The 23732-nt window shown below is 37.8% G+C and carries 19 protein-coding genes and 1 other RNA gene; all 20 read left to right on the top strand.

Annotation, left to right across the window (positions count from 1 at the left end):
• The first annotated feature begins 8 nt into the window (after positions 1–8).
• Positions 9–3743, top strand: coding sequence for a phosphoribosylformylglycinamidine synthase (locus tag HMPREF1495_RS06020; protein WP_034212907.1), 3735 nt, complete (start codon positions 9–11; stop codon positions 3741–3743).
• Between the two features lie 27 nt (positions 3744–3770).
• Positions 3771–5090, top strand: coding sequence for an aspartate kinase (locus HMPREF1495_RS06015; protein WP_034212904.1), 1320 nt, complete (start codon positions 3771–3773; stop codon positions 5088–5090).
• Between the two features lies 1 nt (position 5091).
• On the top strand, positions 5092–6333 hold the full coding sequence (locus HMPREF1495_RS06010; RefSeq protein WP_034212902.1) for an NAD(P)/FAD-dependent oxidoreductase: 1242 nt from the start codon (positions 5092–5094) through the stop codon (positions 6331–6333).
• Positions 6314–6979 (top strand): (d)CMP kinase, encoded by a 666-nt coding sequence (cmk, locus tag HMPREF1495_RS06005; protein ID WP_034212901.1) that lies wholly within the window; start codon positions 6314–6316, stop codon positions 6977–6979. The genes HMPREF1495_RS06010 and cmk overlap by 20 nt, the downstream gene beginning before the upstream one ends.
• Complete coding sequence (ispH, locus tag HMPREF1495_RS06000; protein WP_007592866.1) at positions 6976–7824, top strand: 4-hydroxy-3-methylbut-2-enyl diphosphate reductase; 849 nt, start codon at positions 6976–6978, stop codon at positions 7822–7824. Before cmk ends, ispH begins: the two co-directional genes overlap by 4 nt.
• Positions 7805–8911: a 30S ribosomal protein S1 gene (gene rpsA, locus HMPREF1495_RS05995; protein ID WP_007592865.1), complete on the top strand. Its 1107-nt coding sequence runs from the start codon at positions 7805–7807 to the stop codon at positions 8909–8911. The genes ispH and rpsA overlap by 20 nt, the downstream gene beginning before the upstream one ends.
• Before the next feature lie 74 nt (positions 8912–8985).
• Complete coding sequence (locus HMPREF1495_RS05990; RefSeq protein ID WP_034212900.1) at positions 8986–9831, top strand: CPBP family intramembrane glutamic endopeptidase; 846 nt, start codon at positions 8986–8988, stop codon at positions 9829–9831.
• A 5-nt stretch (positions 9832–9836) separates the two neighbouring features.
• Positions 9837–10838, top strand: coding sequence for a cobalt-precorrin 5A hydrolase (gene cbiG / locus HMPREF1495_RS05985; protein WP_034212898.1), 1002 nt, complete (start codon positions 9837–9839; stop codon positions 10836–10838).
• A 1-nt stretch (position 10839) separates the two neighbouring features.
• Positions 10840–11088 (top strand): hypothetical protein, encoded by a 249-nt coding sequence (locus HMPREF1495_RS05980; protein ID WP_007592862.1) that lies wholly within the window; start codon positions 10840–10842, stop codon positions 11086–11088.
• Positions 11089–11231: 143 nt separating this feature from the next.
• On the top strand, positions 11232–12224 hold the full coding sequence (plsX, locus tag HMPREF1495_RS05975; RefSeq protein WP_007592860.1) for a phosphate acyltransferase PlsX: 993 nt from the start codon (positions 11232–11234) through the stop codon (positions 12222–12224).
• A gap of 13 nt (positions 12225–12237) precedes the next feature.
• Entirely contained in the window at positions 12238–12471 is a 234-nt protein-coding gene (acpP, locus tag HMPREF1495_RS05970) for an acyl carrier protein (protein WP_007592858.1), read from the top strand.
• Between the two features lie 291 nt (positions 12472–12762).
• A complete protein-coding gene (rnc, locus tag HMPREF1495_RS05965) occupies positions 12763–13461 on the top strand; it encodes a ribonuclease III (RefSeq protein ID WP_009664134.1) in 699 nt (232 codons plus the stop codon).
• Entirely contained in the window at positions 13452–17009 is a 3558-nt protein-coding gene (gene smc, locus HMPREF1495_RS05960) for a chromosome segregation protein SMC (protein WP_034212896.1), read from the top strand. Before rnc ends, smc begins: the two co-directional genes overlap by 10 nt.
• A 9-nt stretch (positions 17010–17018) precedes the next feature.
• Complete coding sequence (gene ftsY, locus HMPREF1495_RS05955) at positions 17019–17948, top strand: signal recognition particle-docking protein FtsY (RefSeq protein WP_009664101.1); 930 nt, start codon at positions 17019–17021, stop codon at positions 17946–17948.
• A 44-nt stretch (positions 17949–17992) separates the two neighbouring features.
• On the top strand, positions 17993–19222 hold the full coding sequence (gene ilvA, locus HMPREF1495_RS05950) for a threonine ammonia-lyase (protein WP_034212895.1): 1230 nt from the start codon (positions 17993–17995) through the stop codon (positions 19220–19222).
• Positions 19215–20540, top strand: a complete 1326-nt coding sequence (locus tag HMPREF1495_RS05945; protein ID WP_034212893.1) for a chloride channel protein — start codon at positions 19215–19217, stop codon at positions 20538–20540. Before ilvA ends, HMPREF1495_RS05945 begins: the two co-directional genes overlap by 8 nt.
• A gap of 10 nt (positions 20541–20550) precedes the next feature.
• Positions 20551–21432, top strand: a complete 882-nt coding sequence (gene dapA / locus HMPREF1495_RS05940) for a 4-hydroxy-tetrahydrodipicolinate synthase (RefSeq protein ID WP_034212892.1) — start codon at positions 20551–20553, stop codon at positions 21430–21432.
• Positions 21432–22184 (top strand): 4-hydroxy-tetrahydrodipicolinate reductase, encoded by a 753-nt coding sequence (gene dapB / locus HMPREF1495_RS05935; RefSeq protein WP_034212891.1) that lies wholly within the window; start codon positions 21432–21434, stop codon positions 22182–22184. The genes dapA and dapB overlap by 1 nt, the downstream gene beginning before the upstream one ends.
• Positions 22185–22186: 2 nt before the next feature.
• On the top strand, positions 22187–23443 hold the full coding sequence (locus HMPREF1495_RS05930) for a tRNA(Met) cytidine acetate ligase (RefSeq protein ID WP_034212890.1): 1257 nt from the start codon (positions 22187–22189) through the stop codon (positions 23441–23443).
• A 41-nt stretch (positions 23444–23484) separates the two neighbouring features.
• Positions 23485–23732: RNase P RNA component class A (gene rnpB, locus HMPREF1495_RS13460), an RNA gene on the top strand; the annotation flags it as partial.

Raw genomic sequence — 23732 nt, 5'->3', positions numbered from 1 at the left:
GAAAAAAGATGGGCGTTAGAAGGATTTATGTAGAAAAGAAGCCGGATTTTGCTATCAGAGCAAAGGAACTTTCGGGTGAGCTTAGGAACTATTTGGGCTTGAAAAACCTTGATAATGTCAGGGTTTTGGTCAGATACGATATTGAAAACATATCGGATGAAGACTATAAAAAAAGCTTGGGTACTATATTTTGTGAGCCGCCGCTGGATATCTGCTTTGAGAGTAAGTTTTCACATCTTGAAAGTGATTTTTACTTTACTGTAGAGTATTTGCCGGGACAGTTTGATCAAAGGGCTGATTCCGCCATACAATGTGTGAAGCTGCTTGGAAGTGAAGATGATATAAATATCCGCTCCGCAACAACTTATATTTTCTCAGGGCGGTTTAGTGAAGCCGACAAGGAGAGGATAAGAGATTACTGTATAAATCCTGTAGACTCAAGGATTGCCGATGAGTCTATACCCGAAACTTTAAAAACAGACTTTGAAATGCCTAAGGATGTAGAGTCTATAGAAGGCTTTATAACCATGGATGAAAAAGCCTTGAAAGATTGTTATGAGAGTCTTTCCTTGGCTATGACATTTGATGACTTTAAATTTATACAAGATTATTTAAAAAATGATGAAAACAGAAATCCCTCTGTCACTGAGATAAGAGTATTGGATACATATTGGTCAGACCACTGTAGACATACAACTTTTTCAACTCAGCTAAAAGACGTAAGCTTTGAGGAGGGATTTTTTGGTGTTCCCGCAAAAGAATCATATGAAAGATATTTAAATGACAGAAAGGTCCTTTATAAGGACAAAAAAGATAAAAAAATCTGCCTGATGGATATTGCACTTTTGGCTATGAAGAAGCTTAAGGCCGACAATATTCTTACCGATGTGGAGGAAAGTGATGAGATAAACGCCTGTTCAATCGTTGTACCTATTTTAGTAGACGGTAAAAAAGAAGAGTGGCTTATCAATTTTAAGAATGAAACTCATAACCACCCTACGGAAATAGAGCCTTTCGGTGGGGCGGCAACCTGTCTTGGAGGTGCTATTAGAGATCCGCTCTCAGGAAGAACTTATGTGTATCAGGCAATGAGAATTACAGGTGCCGCAGATCCTACATTGCCTATTGAAAAGACAATGCAGGGCAAACTTCCTCAAAGAAAGATAGTAACAGGAGCCGCACACGGATATTCATCATATGGCAATCAGATAGGTCTGGCTACAGGCTATGTAAAAGAAATTTATCATCCTGACTACGTCGCAAAGAGAATGGAAATCGGAGCGGTAATGGGAGCCGCAAAGAGAGCAAATGTTATCAGAAAAACTTCAGATCCCGGTGATATTATAGTACTTCTGGGAGGCAGAACAGGAAGAGACGGCATAGGAGGTGCTACAGGTTCAAGCAAAGTTCACAAGACCGATTCCATAATGACTGCAGGTGCGGAGGTACAAAAGGGTAATGCACCTACCGAGAGAAAGATACAAAGGCTTTTTAAAAGACCTGAGGTGACAATACTTATAAAGAAATGTAACGACTTCGGTGCAGGCGGAGTGTCTGTGGCAATAGGAGAACTTGCAGACGGACTTATTATCGATCTTGATAAAGTGCCTAAAAAATATGCCGGACTTGACGGCACGGAGCTTGCAATCTCGGAATCACAGGAGAGAATGGCTGTGGTACTTGCACCTGAATCGGTAGAAGAATTTTGCAAATATGCAGAGGAAGAAAATCTTGAGACAAGTATTGTAGCAAAGGTTTTGGAAGAAAAAAGGCTGCAAATGACATGGAGAGGCAAAACTATAGTCGATTTATCAATGGCATTTCTTGATACAAACGGTGCCACCTCCACAACAGATGTTTATGTAAAAGCTCCAAATGAAGAAAAAAATCCTTTTAAATATCAAAATACAGAAAACAATATAGAAAAAAGATGGCTGGAAACAGTTTCCGACTTGAATGTGGCTTCACAAAAGGGACTTGTGGAGATGTTTGACTCAAGTATAGGAGGAAAAAGTGTCCTCATGCCATACGGCGGAAAATATCAGCTTTCAGAGACTCAAAGTATGGTAGCCAAGCTGCCGCTTTTGGATGAAGAAAGTGATTCGGTTACCATTATGAGCTATGGATTTGATCCGTATCTGTCAAGCTGGAGCCCATATCATGGGGCAATGTATGCTATAGTCAGCTCTTTAAGTAAAATTGTAGCCGCAGGCGGAGATTATAAAAAGGTACATTTTACTTTCCAAGAATACTTTAGAAGAATGACTGAGAGCTCGACCTGGGGAGAGCCGCTCTCGGCACTTCTTGGAGCTTATGAAGCACAGATGAAGCTTGGGCTTGCATCCATAGGCGGCAAGGACTCAATGTCAGGTTCATTTAATGATATAAATGTACCTCCTACCTTGGTTTCTTTTGCAGTGGCGGTAGGTGATAATAAAAATATTATATCTACAGAGCTGAAAAAAGTTAGGAATAAGCTCTACTTCGTAAAATTAAAGAGAGATAAATATAATCTTCCCGATTTTGAATATTTAAAGAGAATATACAGTGATATTCAAACAGACATAACAAATAAAAAAATAGTAAGTGCATTTGTTTTGGAGAGAAACGGAATAGCGGAGGCTGTTTCAAAGATGTGCTTTGGAAATATGCTGGGTGTAAGCCTTAAAGCGGATGAGGAGACTTTATTTGCTCCGGAGTTTGGAGGCTTTTTGCTGGAATCCGAGTCGGAACTTCATTTTGAAGGAGCAATTTATCTTGGAGAGGTAATTAAAGAGCCGAAGGTCATAGTAAATGCGGAAGAGATTTCACTTGATAAGATATTAAAAAACTGGAAAAAACCGCTTGAGAGTGTATTCCCGTCAGTAGAAGAGCCTTTAAATAAAGAGGTACTTGAAGATAAAATATATAGGGCTGAGAGCATTTATATTGCAAAAGAAAAAAATGCAAATCCTAAAGTATTTATTCCGGTTATGCCTGGAACCAACTGCGAGTATGATTCAATAAGAGCATTTAGAAGAGCCGGTGCAAGTGCGGAGGCATTTGTATTTAGAAACAGTTCACCTTTGGCTATAAAGGAATCTGTAGAGCAATATAAAAATGAAATAAGAAATTCACAGATAATAATGTTCCCGGGAGGATTTTCTGCGGGTGATGAGCCTGACGGTTCCGCAAAGTTTTTTGCTACAGTGTTCAGAAATGAAATTTTGAAAAAAGAGATCGAAGATTTGCTGGGCAGAGACGGTCTGATACTTGGAATATGCAACGGATTCCAGACACTTATAAAGCTTGGACTTTTGCCTGACGGAAAGATAAAAGAACAGGAAGAGCTTTCAGCAACTTTGGCTACAAATACTATAGGCAGACATATTTCAAAAATGGCATATCTTAAGACGGTAAGTAATAAATCACCATGGCTTATGAATGCAAAACTTGGAGATGTGTATGCAAATCCGGTTTCACATGGAGAGGGAAGATTTGTAGCCCCGAAAGAAAAAATTGATGAGTTGTTTAAAAATGGTCAGGTAGCTACAAGATATGTGGATTTAAACGGAAATCCTACCATGTGCGGTGAGTACAATCCGAATGGTTCTTATGCGGCCATAGAGGGAATTACAAGCCCTGACGGAAGGATTTTCGGTAAGATGGCACACTCAGAAAGAAGAGAAAACGGTGTCGCTATAAATGTTTTTGAAAAACAGGACTTGCAAATCTTTGAATCTGGTGTAAAATATTTCAGATAAATCAGATAAAAAGGTTTGGAGAAGATAATGATAAAAGTAGTAAAATTTGGAGGCAGCTCACTGGCCAGTGCACATCAATTTAAAAAAGTGGGAGATATCATAAAGGCTGATAAATCAAGAAGATTTGTTGTTCCGTCCGCACCGGGAAAAAGAAATTCCAAGGATGAGAAGGTAACAGACCTTTTATATGAGACATATGATGCGGCTGTAGAAGGCGGTGCATATAAGAAAAAGTTTGAAAAAATCAAAGCAAGATATGAGGAAATTATAGATGGGCTTTCACTTGATTTAAATCTTGATCATGAGTTCGCAAAAATAGAAGAACAGTTTTTAAATAAAGCCGGAAGAGAGTACGCCGCTTCAAGAGGTGAGTATTTAAACGGTATTATAATGGCAAAATATCTTGGAGTTGAGTTTATAGATCCTGCAGAGATGATTTTCTTCTTTGAAGACGGTACATTTGATGCGGAGGCTACAAACAAAGAGGTTTCAGAGAGACTTGAGAAAGTTCAAAGAGCGGTAATTCCGGGATTTTACGGTAGCGATCATTCGGGAAAAATCAGAACATTTTCAAGAGGCGGTTCAGATATAACAGGTTCTATAATTGCAAGAGGTATAAAGGCCGATTTGTATGAGAACTGGACAGATGTATCGGGATTTTTGGTGGCTGACCCGAGAATCATACCAAATCCTGAGACCATAGAGTCGATAACATATAAGGAGCTTAGAGAGCTTGCATATATGGGTGCTTCAGTACTTCATGAAGATGCAATCTTCCCTGTAAGAAAAGAGGGTATTCCTATTAATATCAGAAATACCAATAAGCCGGAAGATAAGGGTACAATGATAGTAGAGAGTACTTGCAAGAGTTCCAAATTTACTATCACAGGTATTGCAGGTAAGAAGGGATTTTGTGCCATAAATGTCGATAAGGCAATGATGAACTCTGAGGTAGGTTTCTGCGCAAGAGTATTGGATGTTTTTGCACAGAACAATATCTCTATAGAGCATATGCCTTCAGGTATTGACACTATGACCGTACTTGTACATCAGTCCGAGTTTGAAGAGCATGAGCAGCAGATAGTTTCAGGTATACACAGAGCCGTAGGCCCTGACACTGTAGAGATGGAGTCGGGACTTGCACTTATAGCCGTGGTTGGTAGAGGAATGAAGGCAAACAGAGGTACTGCAGGAAGAATATTTGCGGCACTTGCACATGCCAGAGTTAATGTAAAGATGATAGATCAGGGTTCATCAGAGCTTAATATCATTGTAGGCGTTAAGGAAAATGACTTTGAAACAACTATAAAGGCTATATATGATATGTTTGTAAAATCGGTATCGTAAAATGGCAAAGGTAATAATAATAGGCGGAGGTGCGGCAGGAATGATAGCAGCATACTCCGCTGCTTTAACATCAAAGCAGGTAATACTGCTGGAGAAAAATGAAAAACTCGGTAAAAAGATATTTATTACAGGCAAGGGCAGATGTAATCTTACAAATGCCTCAGACATGAATACGGTGATGGAAAATGTTGTAAGTAATAAAAGATTTTTATTTAGTGCGTTTAAAAACTTCACAAATGAAGATATTATGAATCTTGTGGAGAACAACGGGACAAAGCTCAAGATTGAAAGAGGAAACAGAGTATTTCCGTTAAGCGATCATTCCTCGGATATAATAAAGTCACTTGAAAATGCAATAAGAGATCTGCATGTGGATATAAGACTTAACACAAAGGTGGATGAGCTTATAATAGAAAATGACAGATGTATAGGTGTGGCAATCGGAAAAAATAAAATCATGGCGGATGCCGTAATAGTTGCTACAGGCGGAATGTCATATCAGGCTACAGGTTCCGACGGTGACGGATACAGATTTGCCAAAGAGGCAGGCTTAAGTGTAAGTAAGCTCTATCCTTCTTTAGTACCTTTTAACATAGAGGGCGAGAGAATAAAGGCATTACAGGGGCTTTCTTTAAAGAATATCCATGCTTATATCTACAATGACAAAAAGCTTGTATATGATGAATTCGGTGAAATGCTTTTCACACATTTCGGAGTGAGCGGACCTGTAATAATATCCGCATCTGCAGTTATCGGAAACAAAAATATAAAAGGCTACAGACTGAGTATTGATTTAAAGCCGGCTCTGGATGAGGAAAAGCTTGATGAAAGAATTCTACGAGATTTTGCAGAGCAAAAAAATAAAAGTTTGAAGAACTCTTTAAATAAACTCTTTCCTGCAAAGCTGATAGATGAGGTCATATATCAAAGTAAGCTCGATCCCGATAAAAAGGTGAACCTACTTACAAAAGAGGAAAGACACAGTCTTGTTCATACTACAAAAAATCTTGAATATGTGATAAGCTCTACAAGAGGCTTTAATGAAGCTATAATAACAAAGGGCGGAGTTGAAGTTTCACAAATAAATCCGAAGACTATGGAATCAAAGAAGATAAAGGGATTGTTCTTTGCAGGTGAGGTACTTGATTTGGATGCATTCACAGGCGGTTATAATCTACAGATAGCATGGTCAACAGGATATGCGGCAGGAGAAGGAGCGGGAAATGAACAGTATAGCGATTGACGGACCTGCGGGAGCGGGTAAATCGAGTATAGCAAAGGCTTTAAGTAAAAGACTCGGATATATTTATATAGACACAGGTGCAATGTACAGAGCTGTGGCGCTTTTCTTTTTGGAGAATAATGTGGCGGACGGTACGGACAGCAGAATCGAATCTTTGTTGGACAAGCTTGAGATAAGCATAAAGTACGAAGACGGTGCACAGAAAGTTATCCTAAACGGAGAAGATGTCACAGGTAAGTTAAGACTTGAAGAGATAGGAAAACTGGCAAGTAAATTCAGTGCAATAGGCATTGTCAGAGAAAAGCTGGTGGCACTTCAAAGAAAACTTGCACAAAAAGAAAATGTGGTGATGGACGGCAGAGATATAGGTACCGTAGTACTTCCTAATGCCAATTTAAAGATTTATTTAAGTGCAAGTTCAAAAGTCAGAGCTAAAAGAAGATATCTGGAACTTTTAGAAAAGGGACATACGGATTTGGACATAAATGATATAGAGGATGAGATAATAAAAAGGGATGAAGCCGATATGAACAGAAAGATTTCACCTTTAAAGCAGGCTGATGATGCCTATTATCTGGATTCATCCGATATAACACTTGAAGAGGTGGTATCAAAGATACTGTCGATGGTAAAAGAGGAAAGATGAAAGTCGAATTAGCAAAAAGTGCCGGTTTTTGCTTCGGAGTTGAAAAAGCGGTAAACACCGTATATGAAGAAGCCAAAAAAGGCAATGATATAGTCTATACTCTGGGACCCATAATTCACAATGAGGAAGTTGTGAAGGATATGAAAAAAAGAGGTGTGGAGGCCGTTAAGATAGAAGATTTGGCTTCACTGCCGAAAGGCACTGTAATCATACGCTCACATGGGGTAAGCAGAGAGATATTTAATTTTGTAAAAAGAAGCGGACATAGAGTGGTGGATGCCACCTGTCCTTTTGTTAAAAAAATTCATGCCATAGTTTCCGTACAAAGCGGTAAAGGAAAAACTGTGGTAATAATCGGAAATCCCGAGCATCCCGAAGTGATGGGAATAAGAGGCTGGGGAGATGAAAATACCTATGCTGTTGAAAACATCGAACAATTTATAAATTTAGAATTAAAAAAAGATAAAGAAATAATAATTGTGGCTCAAACGACATTTAATCATAAAAAATTTCAAGAAATCATTGATAAAATATCGCTTTTGGGTTATGATGTAAGATGTTTTAATACGATTTGCAATGCAACACAGGAAAGACAAGCTGAGGCAAAAAATATAGCATCAAATGTGGATGCCATGATAGTTATAGGAGACAAAAAAAGCTCCAATACAGGCAAGCTTGTGGAAATATGTCAGGAAGAATGTAAGAATACAGTTTTTATTCAAACTCTTGAAGACCTAGATTATGATGCTTTACTTTCTGTGGATAGTGTAGGTATTACGGCAGGGGCGTCAACCCCAAAACATATCATTGAGGAGGTTCAAAATATTGTCAGATCTAAGTTTTGAACAAATGTTAGATGAGTCATTCAAGACTCTACACACGGGAGAAGTTGTCAACGGTAAGGTAATTGATGTTAAGGAAGATCAGATCATTCTTAATGTCGGATTTAAGTCAGATGGTATCATCACAAGAAGTGAATATAGTAATGACAACGGTTTAGATTTAAGAACAGTTGTAAATGTCGGTGATGACATGGAAGCAAAAGTCTTAAAGATAAACGACGGAGAAGGTCAGGTTCTCCTCTCATACAAGAGATTGGCTCAAGATAGAGGTAATAAGAAGCTTGAGGATGCTTTCAACAACCATGAGGTTCTTACAGGAAAAGTTGTACAGGTAGTTGAGGGTGGTCTCAGTGTAGTGGTAGAGGATGCAAGAGTATTTATACCTGCATCACTTGTATCAGATACATTTGAAAGAGATTTATCTAAATATAAGGATACAGAGATTGAGTTCGTTATCACAGAGTTCAATCCTAAGAGAAGAAGAATCATCGGTGACAGAAAGCAGCTTCTTGTAGCTAAGAAGGAAGAGCAGAAGAAGGCTTTATTTGAGAAGATAACACCGGGTGATGTAATTGAAGGTACAGTAAAGAATGTTACAGATTTCGGAGCATTTGTTGACCTTGGTGGTGCAGACGGTCTTTTACATATCTCAGAGATGAGCTGGGGTAGAGTAGAGAATCCAAAGAAGGTATTTAAGTCAGGTGATACCGTTACAGCCTTCATTAAGGATATCTCAGGTGAGAAGATCGCACTTTCAATGAAGTTCCCTGATCAAAATCCATGGCTTGACGCTGAAGAGAAGTTCGCACGTGGTAATGTTGTTAAGGGTAAAGTTGCAAGAATGACAGATTTCGGAGCATTCGTTGAGATTTCAAACGGTGTTGATGCATTGTTGCATGTATCTCAGATTTCACATGACCATGTTGAAAAACCTTCAGATGTGCTTAAGGTAGGAGATGAGGTTGAGGCTGTTATCGTTGAGTTCAATGAGGCAGACAAGAAGATCTCATTAAGTATCAAGGCTTTGACACAGGCAAATGAAGAGCTTGAGAAAGAGAACGCAAGAACTTCAGAGTCTGTTGAAGAATAATAAATACTTTAGTTTATACAAGGTCGTAGGTGTTTTCATCTGCGACCTTTTTAACGGAAAAAATAAGGAGATGTATGAAGAGAAATTATAAAAATGTAGTATTTTGGTGCATTGTAGTTGCACTTTTATATCTTAGCTATGAGTGGCTAAGTGATGTTATATTCAGAGGATTTAATTATCTGGATGTAAAATATATGATAGTACCTGATGCGCTTTTGCCGAGCATAAATGCTTTTGTAGATACATTGATATCGGTGGTACTTATTGTTATCTATCTGATATTGGCTATATTTATAGTTAAGAAGCATGAAAAAGGAATTAAGCTTGGATTTGTAAAAGGGTTTATTTTCTGTATTGTAATGGGATTTGCATTCTATGGTATAGCAGGTCTTTGGTTTGAAATAGTTGACAGATTTTTGGTATCAATACCTTTTATAGCAAAGAATGTGGAGTATTTTTCAGGAGTATATGACGATTTGGAGTCCGGAGCATATATCTGGTCATTGCTTTCAATATCAATTATAGGACCTATAGTTGAAGAGATACTTTTCAGACTGCTCATTTTCAACTCACTTGAGAGAATAACAAAGAGTCCGTGGTTTGCAATAATTGTATCCGGAGTATTATTCGGTATCTGGCATATGATCTTTGTTCAGAGCGTGTATACAGCGATAATGGGCTGTATTATGGGACTTATTTACTACAAGACAAGAAATATTTTTTACACGATTTTTATACATATGGTAAACAATACAATCGGAAATCTGCCTCCGGCTCTTAATACCGATTTGGTAAATACGTCCATAAACCGTATATCATATGCAATGGTTATTCCGGCTGTTATTTTGCTTGTTATTTTCTGCTTAAAGAAACCTGAAAGCAGGGAAACCGAAACCGAAACATATACATACGGATTATAAAAGATATGAATATAACTGTTTTTTCATTTACAAAAAATGGTAAAGATGTAAATATCAGATTGATGGATATATTGAAGAATAACAATGTTTCATCATATACAATGTCAAAGTATATTTCAGACAGTAGAATGAAAGCCTTTACGGACTTGAAAGAAACCGTAAAGAGGCATTTCAGTGATGATGCAATTATTTTTGTCGGAGCTACAGGGATTGCGATAAGAAGCATTGCACCATATGTAAAAGATAAATTTAGCGATCCTGCGGTGCTGGTTATAGATGAGCTTGGAAGATATGTGATATCTCTGCTCTCAGGACATGTGGGTGGTGCCAATGAGTTGGCGGAATATATAGGAGGGGCACTTGGTGCCACTCCTATTATTACTACAGCCACCGATATAAACGACACATTTGCGGTGGATGTATTTGCAAAAAAGCATAATTTAATAATCTCATCAAGAAAACTTGCAAAGGATGTGAGTGCCGCATTGCTTGATAAAAAGTCGGTGGATATTGACAGTGATATTGACAGCATAAATGTGGAAGATATCAAAAAGAAATTGAATCCTTTAAATGCGGACTGTGAGTTAAAGGTAAGGATTACCGACAGAACTTATGATGACAATGTACTGACTCTTATACCCAAGGATATATATCTTGGTGTAGGATGTAAAAAAAATACGGATACACAAAAAATGTGGGATTTTGTAAATGAAGTAATGAAAGAAGAAGGCATTGATATAAGAGCAGTGAAGGCGGTAGGCAGCATTGATATAAAGAAAGATGAAAATGCAATCAAAGAACTTAGCAAAAGACTCTCGGTTCCTTTTAATACTTTTTCAAAGGATGAACTAAACGAGGTTGAAGGAGAGTTTAACGAGTCCGATTTTGTAAAACAGACTGTAGGTGTAGGGAATGTATGTGAAAGATCGGTTCTTATACAGTGTAATAATCTGATACTGGGAAAAACGGCAAAAGGCGGCATGACTCTTGCTATAGGACGGGAATGATATGGTATATCTTATAGTTGATAAAGAAAATGAAAATGATTTTGAAAAAATAAATTCTTATAAAGTTTATTTGCAGAATCTGTATCATGATGATGTGGAGTGTATCATAGAAGACAACAGGGTAATTACACCTCTCGGCAAAGAGGGGGAAGCTTTGGAAGAAAAGGGAAGAATTGTCAGAAAGAAACTCTCAGGTGCAAATGCGGTATATCTTTGGCGTGATAATGAGTTTACGGCATTAAAGATTTGACGGACAAATTATTAGACTATAAATACAGGTTATACCAAATATAATAAAAATATTTTCTATATTAATAATTTCATATTGCGAATATTTTTCTATTCATATATGATACAATGGTATCAAAGTAAAACTTACTTTCGAGGTGTGTTATGGTTACAGTTGCATTAGATGCAATGGGTGGAGATTATTCACCCGAAGAAATAATAAAAGGGGCGTTTGATGCCTTAAAGAAAGATAAAGACATTAATGTTATTTTAGTCGGTAAGAAGGAGGTTTTAGAGGGGAAGATAACCGAAGAGTATAAGGACAGATGCAGTGCGGTTTACGCATCTGAGGTAATAACAAATGAGGAAGCACCTGTAGCGGCTATCAGAGCAAAGAAAGATTCATCAATAGTAGTGGGAATGAACCTTGTAAAGGAAGGTAAGGCGGACGGATTTGTAAGCGCCGGAAGCACAGGAGCCGTTCTTGTAGGCGGACAGCTTATAGTAGGCAGGATTAAGGGAATACTCAGACCTGCATTGGCGCCGCTTATTCCTACGGAAAAAGGAGTGTCTTTGCTTATAGACTGCGGTGCAAATGTGGATGCAAGGGCTGAACATCTGGTTCAGTTTGCCAGAATAGGTTCCTTGTATATGGAAAAAGTAATAGGTATAAAAAATCCGAGAGTCGGCATTGTAAATATAGGTGCCGAGGAAGAAAAAGGAAATGCTCTTGTAAAAGAGACCATGCCGCTTTTGAAAGAATGTGACGATATCAACTTCATCGGCAGCGTAGAGTCAAGAGAGATACCTAAGGGCGGTGCCGATATTATAGTTTGTGAGGCATTTGTAGGTAATGTTATACTTAAGCTTTATGAAGGCCTGGGTTCTACACTGCTTGGTAAGATAAAAGATGCTTTGATGAAAAATGTCTTTACAAAGATAGGTGCAATGATGATAAAATCATCATTAAAAGAGACATTAAAGTCTTTTGACGCAAGTGAATACGGCGGAGCGCCTTTACTTGGTTTGAACGGCCTTGTGGTAAAAGCACATGGTAATTCAAAGGCAAATGAAATTTGTAATTCAATTTTACAATGCAAGAGCTTTAAAGAAGAAGCTTTGAGTGATATTATAAGAGAAAAAATGACAAAGAATTAGAATGGAGAAAAAAATGGAGTTTGAGAAATTAAAGAAAATTATCGCTGAGGTTTTAAATATTGATGAGAGTACAATTGAGCTTAATTCAGCTTTTGTAGACGATTTGGGAGCCGATTCACTTGACCTGTTTGAGATTATTACAGGAATTGAAGAAGAATTTGAGCTTGAGATACCTCAGGAAGTTGCAGAGAATATTCATACTGTAAATGATGCGGTAGAAGAAATAAAGAAGGCAACCGGTAACTGACTCCTTGATGAAAGATAATGAGGCTATTAACCATTATGAGTTATTATCGCTTATATTTTACAATCCTAATCGCAACACTTTCTTAAAGCTTCGCAGGATTTTACGCAGTCTGCGGAACTCGTTTGTTCGCTTGAAGAGCAGCGAACTGCACTCAAACAGGTCCTCGACTGCTGAATCCTGTCTCGCTTTGCGAAAGTGTTAAACGCTACAAGGATTGTAAAATAAGAAGCATAATATTCAATCTAATGATAATAGCCTCTTTTGTAAAATTAGAAATAGTAGAGGGTTTGTATGAATAATAATTTAAATGAATTACAGGAATTATTAGGATATGAGTATAAGAATAAAGAGCTTTTAAATCAGGCGCTTACACACAGTTCATATGCAAATGAGCATCAGCTGGGGAAAAACGGATCAAACGAAAGACTAGAGTTTTTGGGGGATGCCGTTTTGGAGCTTGTAAGCAGTGAATTTTTCTATGGAGTCTACCCAGATAAACCTGAGGGTGAGCTTACAAAAATAAGAGCCGGTTTTGTCTGTGAAGCGGCTTTGGCGGACTGTGCCAAAAATATAAAACTCAGTAAGTTTTTAAAGCTTGGAAAAGGCGAGGAACATACAGGCGGAAGGATGAGGCCGAGCATTATAAGTGATGCATTTGAGGCACTCATTGGCAGCATCTATTTAGATGGTGGTTTTGCTAATGCAAAAGAGGTGATTTTAAAATTCATTCTGAATGAATACGAAAATAAAGTCTTCTTTTATGATAGCAAGACTATATTACAGGAAGTGATTCAATCACAGGACTCAAAATCTGTAGAGTATACCCCGATATCTGAAGAGGGGCCAGATCATTTGAAAAAATTCGTAGTTGCGGTAAAAATTGACGGTAAAACAATAGGAATGGGAGAAGGTGTAAGCAAAAAGTCGGCGGAGCAGGCGGCAGCCTATGAAGCGCTAAAAAAATTGGGGAAAATTGAAGGATGTATTTAAAACGTATTGAAATTCAAGGATTCAAATCCTTTGCAAATAAAATTGTATTTGATTTTCACAATGGAATAACCGGTATTGTAGGCCCGAACGGCTCAGGAAAAAGTAATGTTTCGGATGCGGTAAGATGGGTACTTGGTGAACAGAGTGCAAAGCAGCTCAGAGGCGGAAATATGCAGGATGTCATATTTGCAGGTACCGAGCTTAGAAAACCGCTTGGATTTGCCTATGTTGCAATTACTTTGGACAATTCCGACCATAAGCTTGATATAGACTTTGAAGAAGTTACGGTTTCAAGAAGGCTTTTCAGATCCGGAGAAAGCGAGTATATGATAAACGGTTCAGCCTGCAGGTTGAAGGATATCAGTGAGCTTTTCTTTGATACAGGTATAGGTAAGGACGGATATTCCATTATAGGACAGGGACAGGTAGATAAGATACTCAACGGAAAGCCTGAAGAAAGAAGAGAACTTTTTGACGAGGCGGCAGGTATCACAAAGTTTAAAAGAAGAAAAGGTCTGGCTCTAAAAAAACTGGAGTCTGAGAGAGAAAGCCTTGTGAGAGTAAACGACATTCTTACAGAGCTTGAAAAACAGGTAGGTCCTCTTGAAAGACAGGCAAAGGTTGCCAAAGAGTTTTTAGCATTGCGTGAAGAACTGAAAACCTTTGACGTAAACAGCTACATAATGGAGTATAACAGCATAACTCAGAATCTGAATGAATATAAGAAGAGAGAAAAACTTCTTTCAGATGATTTAAACGATGCAAAAGCTTCACTTGAAAGATCGAAGCAGGACTATGAAAATATCACTGCAGATTTAAAAAAGATAGATGAAGAGCTGGATGAATTAAGAAATACCAGAAGTACTACAAGTATTACATTGCAGGAAATCACTTCACATATTGAAATCTTAAAGGAGCAGATAAATTCCGAAAACAGGAATAATGAAAATCTTGCATCAAGAGGCGAAAATATAGACAGTGATATAGAAAAAAAGCAAAAAGAACTTGATAAACTTGAAGAGGAAAAGAATTCTTTACAAAAGCTTTTAAATGAAGCGCGCGAAAAAGAAAACAGTGTTTTTGAAGAACTTGAAAATATTGATAAAAATATCAATGAGCTCACAAAAAGACTTGAAGATTTAAAAAATGCTTCAGAAGAGTTCAACTCAAAGAATGCCGATCTTAGAGCAAAGAAGGAAAGGTATAAAGGTATCCTTGAGCAGGTTAGACTTAGAAAATCTCAAATGACACAGAGACTTTTGGAGAGTAAAACAGGCCAAAATACTTTAGAGATAAAGATTGAAGAAGAGGATAAAAATCTTTCAGAGATAAATGCTTCTATAGACACAGTCAATGCGGCAAAAAAAGAGCTTGAAAACAAGAATGAAGCAATTCATACGGAGATAACAAGATTTGCAAAGGTGGCATCGGACTTGCAGATTAAATACCAAAGAGAATCCGCAAGACTTACTTCGATGAAAAATATTGCCGAAAGATATGAAGGCTATGGAAATTCCATAAAAAAGATTATGGAGACCAGAGACAGAATCGGCGGCATTCATGGAGTTGTTGCCGATATTATCAAGGCGTCACAAAAGTATGAAATTGCCATAGAAACGGCTCTTGGAGGAAGAATTCAGAATATAGTTACAGATTCGGAGAACACTGCAAAGATTCTTATTGACTATATTAAGAAAAATAAATACGGAAGAGCCACATTCCTGCCACTGTCCTCAGTCAGAAATTCAGCATTTTCAAATAAAGAATTTTTAAAAGAAAAAGGTGTTATAGGAATAGCATCGGAGCTTGTGGAGTTTGACAGTGCCTATGTAAACCTTGTAGGAAGCCTGCTTGGAAAGATTGTTGTTATCGACAACATTGATAATGCGATTGCTTTTGAAAAGAAATTCAGATATGAGTACAGAGTTGTTACACTTGACGGTGAGTCTTTAAGCCCGGGAGGTTCTATAAGCGGTGGTGCTTTTAAAGGTGCAGGAAATCTGCTTGGTAGAAAGCGTGAAATAGACGAACTTGAAGCCGAAATATCGGAGCTTTTAAAAAATTATACACAGGCAAATGATAAGGTGGAAGCTTTCAAGGTCGAGAGAAATTCCATAAATGCAAAACTTGAAGAAAACAGAGTGCAGAGCCAGGAACTTATTATTGAAAAAAATAATATAGAGCATAGAAGAAACAGTCTTATAGAAAAGCTTGATGAATTAAAGGCTTCATCTGTTTCTGTTCAGACAGATTTTGAAAATATCGATAATGAACTTACGGAAATAGAAAATGAGACTAAGAGGCTTGATAATACACTTCTTAATGTAGGCGAGGACTTTGGAAAAGTCGGAAAAGATATTGAAAATATCGAAAAAGAAATTCAAAGTCATAGAAGCAAAAGAGAAACTGTGGTTGAAAGACTTAATTCTTCAAAGCTTGAATATGCAAATATATCACAGAGACTTGAATTCAGCGATGAAAATGTAAACAGAACAAAAGCGGATATGGATGCTCTTATAGCCGAGAAATCGGGACTTAAGGGTAAGGCTGAAGATATCATAAGAAATATAACCGAGAAACATCAAAGAATTGAAGAAGAGCAAAGGGCAAGAGAGGAACTTGCTCAAAAAATAGAGGAGTTTAAGAAAAAAGAAGAAGAGCTTAGTGAAATCAAGGAAACAAAAAGTAAGTCACAGAATAAGATATTTGAAAACAGAGATATTTACAGTGACAGAGTTTCACTTCTTGACAGAGATATCTATAGACTGCGAGGTCAGATAGAAAAATCCGAAGAAAGAATTTCTGAGCGAACAAATTATATGTGGAATGAATATGAACTCACATATAATTCTTCTTTGGAGCTGAAGACCGATACAGGTATGAGTTTAAATGATATCAGAGCAAAGATACAGGAACTCAGATCAAAAATCAAAGCTCTCGGTAATGTAAATGTAAATGCCATTTCAGATTACAATGAAGTTTCGGGAAGATATGAGCTTATGAAAAAGCAGCATTCGGATATCTTGGAAGCTGAAGAAACTTTGATAAAGATTATTGAAGAGCTTGATATTGCTATGAAAAAGCAGTTCGCTGAAAAGTTTGAAGAAATAGCCAAAGAATTTGATGAAGTATTTAAGGAGCTCTTTGGTGGCGGTAGCGGTAAGTTGGTACTTGAAGAGCAGGATGATATGCTTGAAGCGGGTATTGCAATTATTTCACAGCCGCCGGGAAAGAAACTTCAAAATATGATGCAGCTTTCAGGAGGTGAGAAGGCGCTCACAGCTATTGCACTTCTTTTTGCAATACAAAACCTTAAGCCTTCTCCATTTGCACTTCTTGATGAGATAGAGGCCGCTTTGGATGATTCAAATGTAGACAGATTTGCAAAGTATTTGCATAAGCTGACAGATCATACACAATTCATAGTAATTACACATAGACGTGGTACTATGGTATCTTCAGACAGGCTTTACGGAATTACTATGCAGGAAAAAGGAGTTTCAACTCTTGTTTCAGTAAATCTTATAGAGAATGAACTTGATAATTAGGAGTTTTATATGGAAGAAAAGAAAAGAGGATTTTTTTCGAGGCTTGTAGAAGGCCTTACAAAGACAAGAAATGCCGTTGTAAGCGGAATAGAAAATGTCTTTCTGGGATATGATGTAATAGATGAGGACTTTTATGAGGAGCTTGAAGAGACCCTTATTATGGGTGATATCGGTATCAGAGCTTCTACAGATATCATAGAAGAACTTAGAAAAAGAGTAAAAGAAGAACATCTTACCTCACCTTCACAGTGTAAAGATGTGCTTATTGAGACTATAAAGCAAAGAATGGATCTGGGTGAAAATGCTTATGAATTTGAAAACAGAAAATCCGTAGTATTTGTTATAGGTGTAAACGGCGTAGGAAAGACCACATCTGTTGGAAAGCTTGCAAGCCAGCTTAAAAAAGACGGAAAAAAAGTACTTGTGGTAGCAGCGGATACTTTCAGAGCCGCGGCAATAGAGCAGCTTGAGGAATGGACAAAGAGAGCCGGTGTGGATATAATAGCTCAAAATGAGGGTTCGGATCCGGGAGCGGTGGTATTTGACGCCTGCAAAGCCGCAGTGGCAAGAAATACCGATGTAATGATAGTCGATACGGCAGGAAGACTTCATAATAAGAAAAATCTTATGGAAGAGCTGAAAAAGATAAATAAAATAATTGAGAGAGAATATCCGGATGCATACAGAGAGACATTGGTGGTACTTGACGGTACTACAGGACAAAATGCACTTGAACAGGCAAGGGTATTTAATGAAGCCGCGAATATAACAGGAATTATACTGACAAAACTTGACGGAAGCGCAAAGGGAGGTATCGCCGTAGCAATACAGGCGGAGCTTTCAATTCCGGTAAAGTATATCGGTGTGGGGGAGAAAATAGACGATTTACACAAGTTCGATTCACAGGAATTTGTAGATGCACTGTTTAGTAATGAGTAATAAAAAAGCTGTTACAAATTATGCAAAATAGAATCGAGGCAATCATGAAGGAATTTACATTAGAAAAATTTGAAGAAGCCAGCGAGCTGGTACAAAGAGTTACATCGGAAACCAAGCTGGTTTTCAGTGAGTTTTTTTCAGAGCAATCAGGAAATAAAGTGTTTTTCAAGCCTGAAAATATGCAGTATACAGGAGCATACAAGGTAAGAGGAGCATACTATAAGATATCTACTTTATCTGAAGAAGAAAAGGAAAAAGGAATTGTAACGGCATCCGCAGGTAATCATGCACAGGGAGTGGCATATGCCGCAAAACTTGCAGGAATAAAGGCTACGGTGTTTATGCCTACCACAACACCACTTATAAAGATAAACAGAACAAAAAACTACGGTGCAAATGTGGAGCTTTACGGGGATGTATTTGATGAGGCCGCAGCAAAGGCTATGGAGTACGCTAAAGAGAGCGGAGCAACCTTTGTACATCCCTTCAATGACTTGACAGTTGCTACAGGACAGGGAAGTATTGCGATGGAAATAATCAAAGAACTTCCTACTGTAGACTATATACTTGTACCGATAGGCGGAGGCGGCTTATGTGCAGGAGTGGCAACACTTGCAAAGATGTTGAATCCGAATATACATGTTATTGGTGTAGAGCCTGAAAATGCGGCATGTATGAAAGCATCTATAAAAGAAGGTCATATAGTGACTTTAGAATCTGCAAATACAATTGCAGACGGAACCGCGGTAAAGACACCGGGAGATAAGCTCTTTAATTATGTTAAAGAAAATATAGATGATATTATAACTATCAATGACAACGAGCTGATAGTTTCATTCCTTGATATGGTGGAAAATCATAAGATGATAGTTGAAAACTCAGGTCTACTTACCGTTGCCGCACTGAAGCATCTGAATGTAAAGGGTAAAAAGATTGTTTCAATATTGAGTGGCGGAAATATGGATGTTATAACAATGGCATCTTTGATACAACACGGACTTATAGAAAGAGACAGAATATTTACCGTTTCAGTGCTCTTACCTGATAAGCCGGGTGAACTTGCAAAGGTAGCAGACCTTTTGGCAAGTGAGAGAGGAAATGTTATAAAGCTTGAGCATAATCAGTTTATAAGTATAAACAGAAATGCGGCAGTAGAGCTTAGAATTACTATTGAAGCTTACGGAACGGAGCATAAGAAACAGATAGTTGAAAGATTGAATAAAGAGGGGTACAGACCTAAACTTGTAAGGAGTAAGGGAACTTATAATGCTTGATGGAAAAGTAAATGTAGATTTCAGGGGATTTTTAGATAAATTTCATTTTAAAACCAATATAATCTATTGCATAAAATGGGGGATAGTTTCAGTTATAATAGGCGTAGTTGTCGGTGTTGCGGGCTCAAGCTTCGGACATGCCATAGATTTGGCGACAAGAATCTGGAGAAGTCACAGCTATACACTTTACCTTATGCCTATAGCGGGACTTTTGATTGCGGCACTTTATCATTTTATACATGCCGACAATCCGAGAGGCACCAACTATGTAATTGATTCAATCTCCTCGGGAGAAAGACTGCCTTTAAAGATGGCTCCGGCTATTTATATATCATCATTTCTTACACATTTGACTTCAGGAAGTGCAGGAAGAGAAGGTGCGGCATTGCAGATAGGCGGAAGTATAGGAAGTTTTATCGGAAGAAGATTAAAGCTTGGACAGAGCAGATTTTCAGATAAGGCCGATATAAATATTGCAATAATGTGCGGAATGGCGGCATGCTTTTCGGCACTTTTCGGAACACCGATTACAGCATCAATATTCAGTATGGAAATATTCAGCGTAGGTGTAATGTATCATGCGGCACTTATTCCATGTATACTTTCATCATATGTTGCAGTATATATTGCAGGACTTTTACATACACCTGAAGAGAAATTTATATTGCAAAACGCACCGGAGTGGAGCCTTAAGATGGTATTATTTATGATATTGCTTGCGGCTTTAAGCGCAACGGTGGCGATATTGTTTTCCGTAGTGATGCATGAAAGTGCAGATCTTTATAAAAAATATTTTAAAAATCATTATATTAGGATTGTAGTTGCATCAATTTTATTTATAATATTAACTGTAATCTCGGGAAGCAGAGATTACAACGGAGGCGGATTCTGGCTGATAGAAAGAAGTATGGAAGGAGATGTGAGATATGAAGCATTTCTTATGAAAATACTTTTTACTGCGGTAGCCCTTGGAGGAGGTTTTAAAGGTGGAGAAATAGTTCCGACATTTGTTATAGGAGCAACCTTCGGAGGTGCTTTTGCAAAGCTGTTCGGACTTCCTTATGAGCTATGTACTGTATGTGGAATGATTGCATGCTTTGTCGGAGTAACCAACTGTCCGATAGCCTCGATTTTTATGGGAATAGAATTTTGCGGTAGCCTTGGACTTAATTATTATGCTATAGTAGTGGGAGTCAGTTTCGTTTTATCAGGCTATTACGGACTATACAGTTCGCAAAAGTTTGCATACTCAAAAACAGAAGCGAGATATGTAGGTTCAGACGCAATAAGTATCAGAAAGAAAAGACAAAACAGTTAGGAGGTCATTTATGGCTATATTTGAAGGAGCAGGTGTTGCACTTATTACACCTATGAATGAAGACGGTAGTGTAAATTATAATAAATTGGAGGAAATACTTGAGGAGCAGATAGCAGGCGGTACGGACTGTATTATTGCATGCGGTACAACAGGTGAAGCTTCAACTCTTACAGTAGAAGAACATTTAGATGTTATAAAGAGAACAATTGAGATAGTAAACAAAAGAATTCCGGTAATTGCAGGTACAGGTTCAAATTCTACGGAAACAGCAGTGGAGTTTTCAAAAGAAGCACAGGAATACGGTGCTGACGGTGTGCTTGTAGTTTCACCTTATTACAATAAAGCTACACAAAAAGGACTAATACAGCATTTCAGTGCAATAGCAAATGCAATAGATATTCCTGTTGTGCTTTACAATATTCCGGGAAGAACAGGAGTAAATATCGAGCCTGAGACTATTGCATACCTGGTAAATAATGTACCTAATATAGTCGGTGTAAAAGAGGCAAGCGGAAACTTCTCAAATGCAATAAAGACTTTGAGACTCTGCCCTGAGATAGATATGTATTCAGGAAATGACGACCAGGTTGTTCCGCTTATGAGTATCGGAGCAAAAGGAGTTATATCAGTTTTATCAAATGTAGCTCCAAGACAGACACATGATATGTGTCAGGCCGCACTTGACGGTGATTTTGTAAAGGCAAGAAAGATGCAGATAGAGGCTCTTGATGTTGTAGAGAATTTGTTTACAGAGGTAAATCCTATACCTGTAAAGGCTGCAATGAACTTACAGGGAAAGAATGTAGGACCGCTTAGACTTCCTCTTACACAGATGGAAAAGGCACATGAGGATGCTTTGGCTAAGGCTATGAAGGAGTACGGTATATTATAATGACTAAAATAATATTAAACGGTGCAAACGGAGCCATGGGCAAGGTGGTCAGCGAGCTTATAGCTTTGGATTCTACTGTTGAAATAGTGGCGGGAGTTGACTTAAATACAGATGTGGACTTGGGATTTCCTGTATTTGATGATATAAGAAAGATAGATATAGAGGCGGATGCCGTAATTGACTTTGCTTCAGTGAAGGCTGTGGATAATCTTCTGGATTTTATTGAAGAAAAAAAGATACCTGCCGTTATTTGTACCACAGGACTAAGCGAGGAACAAATCGGAAGAATCAATGAACTTTCAAAAAACACGGCAATACTTCGCTCTGCAAATATGTCATTGGGTATAAACACATTATCTAAAGTTTTGACACAGATAGCTCCAACACTTAGAGCTGCAGGCTTTGATATAGAGATAGTGGAAGCTCATCACAGAAGAAAACTTGATGCACCGAGCGGTACGGCTATTTTACTTGCGGATGCGGTAAATGAAAATATGGATGAGAAGCTTACTTATACCTATGACAGAAGCAAAAGACATGAGCCTAGAAGATCTGATGAGATAGGGCTTTCGGCTGTAAGAGGCGGTACAATAGTCGGAGATCATGATGTGATCTTTGCAGGTGAAGATGAAGTTATAACATTAAGTCACAGAGCTTATTCCAGAAAAATCTTTGCAAACGGTGCGATATCCGCAGCTAAATTCTTACAGTGCAAGACTGCAGGACTATATGATATGAGTGATGTGATTTAAATATGAAGATATTGGGGATTATTGCGGAATATAATCCTTTTCACAACGGACATGAGTATCAAATAAAGAAAGCAAAAGAAATTTCAGGTGCCGATTATATAATTGCAATTATGAGCGGAAATTATGTACAAAGAGGAGCACCGGCTATATTTGATAAAAGTATAAGAACGAATATGGCGTTAAATGCCGGAATTGATGCGGTTTTTGAAATTCCGGCTCTGTTTAGCGGTGCAAGTGCAAATGATTTTGCGGGATTTGGAATAAGTCTTTTAAAAATACTTGGCGTGGACTTTATATCATTCGGTGCAGAAAATGATAATTACAAACTTCTTGATACTGTAGCAAAAGTTTTAACTGATAAAGAGCAGGAACTTGCTGTAAAAAAACATATGGCAGAGGGGTTAAACTATGCCAAAGCAAGGCATAATGCGATAATAGAGGCATTGAAAGAACAGGAGAGGGAAGATATTACTGAGATAGAGAATATACTTTCTTCTCCCAATAATATACTTGCAATCGAATATCTAAAAAATATAAGACTAAGTAATGCTGATATTCATCCTGTTATAATCAGTAGAAGCGGAAGTGGCTACCATGAAAAGGAAATAGAGGAGAGCAAGTTTTCATCGGCTACAGCCATCAGAAAGCTTGTCAGTGAATCAAACTCGGATATATTTATGGAAAGCATAAAAACTGCCATACCCGAGGTAAATATAGATTTATTTAGAAAAAGTAAGCCTGTGCTTGATGATGATTTTTTATTTACAGTACAAAGAAGCATATTGGAAAAGCTTTATAAGTGTGAAGATTTATTGGATTACTGTGATGTCACAAAAGAGCTTGCAAATACTGTAGAAAAAAATATATTTGAACTTGAAAATAAAAACTACAGTGATTTTATTTTGAAGCTTAAAAGTAAGAACTTCACATACACCCGAATAAGCAGAGCAATTTTTCATTTGCTTTTAAATCATAAAAAGAAATTATTGGAAGAAATAAAGGCGGAAAAAAATATGGCCGCCTATCCGATGCTTTTAGGTTTCAGAGAGGATGCAGGCGATCTGCTTTCGGAACTGAAAAAAAGAAGTGAGCTTCCGATTATCAGTAAGGTAAGTAATGCAGGGGATATATTAAGTCCTGCTAGTCTTAAAATATTTGAAAATAATATTTATTCAGATTTTTTATATAATTCGATTCACTTTGAAAAATACGGTGAAAAGCTTTGTAATCCGTACAAAAGGAATGTGGTTATGGTATAATTTTACCTTGCCAAATCTTTTCCCGGATGTTAAAGTATCTTTTAGTAAAACAGACGGTCGCACAAATGTGAGGAAAGTCCGGGCTTTATAGGGCAGGATGCCGGATAACATCCGGTGGAGGCGACTCCAAGGAAAGTGCAACAGAAAACAACCGCCGAAAGGTAAGGGTGAAAAGGTGGTGTAAGAGACTACCGCTCATATGGTAACATATGGGGACAGTGTAAACCCCATCCAAAGCAAGACCGAAGCGAATAGGGCTGCCCGTCCGATATTCAGGTAGGTCGCTAGA

It is taken from the genome of Lachnoanaerobaculum sp. MSX33, assembly GCF_000512995.1.
In the GTDB taxonomy this organism is placed as follows: Bacteria; Bacillota; Clostridia; order Lachnospirales; family Lachnospiraceae; genus Lachnoanaerobaculum.
The sequence above is the reverse complement of the archived record's forward strand: the minus strand, read 5'-3'. Positions and strand labels throughout refer to the sequence as shown.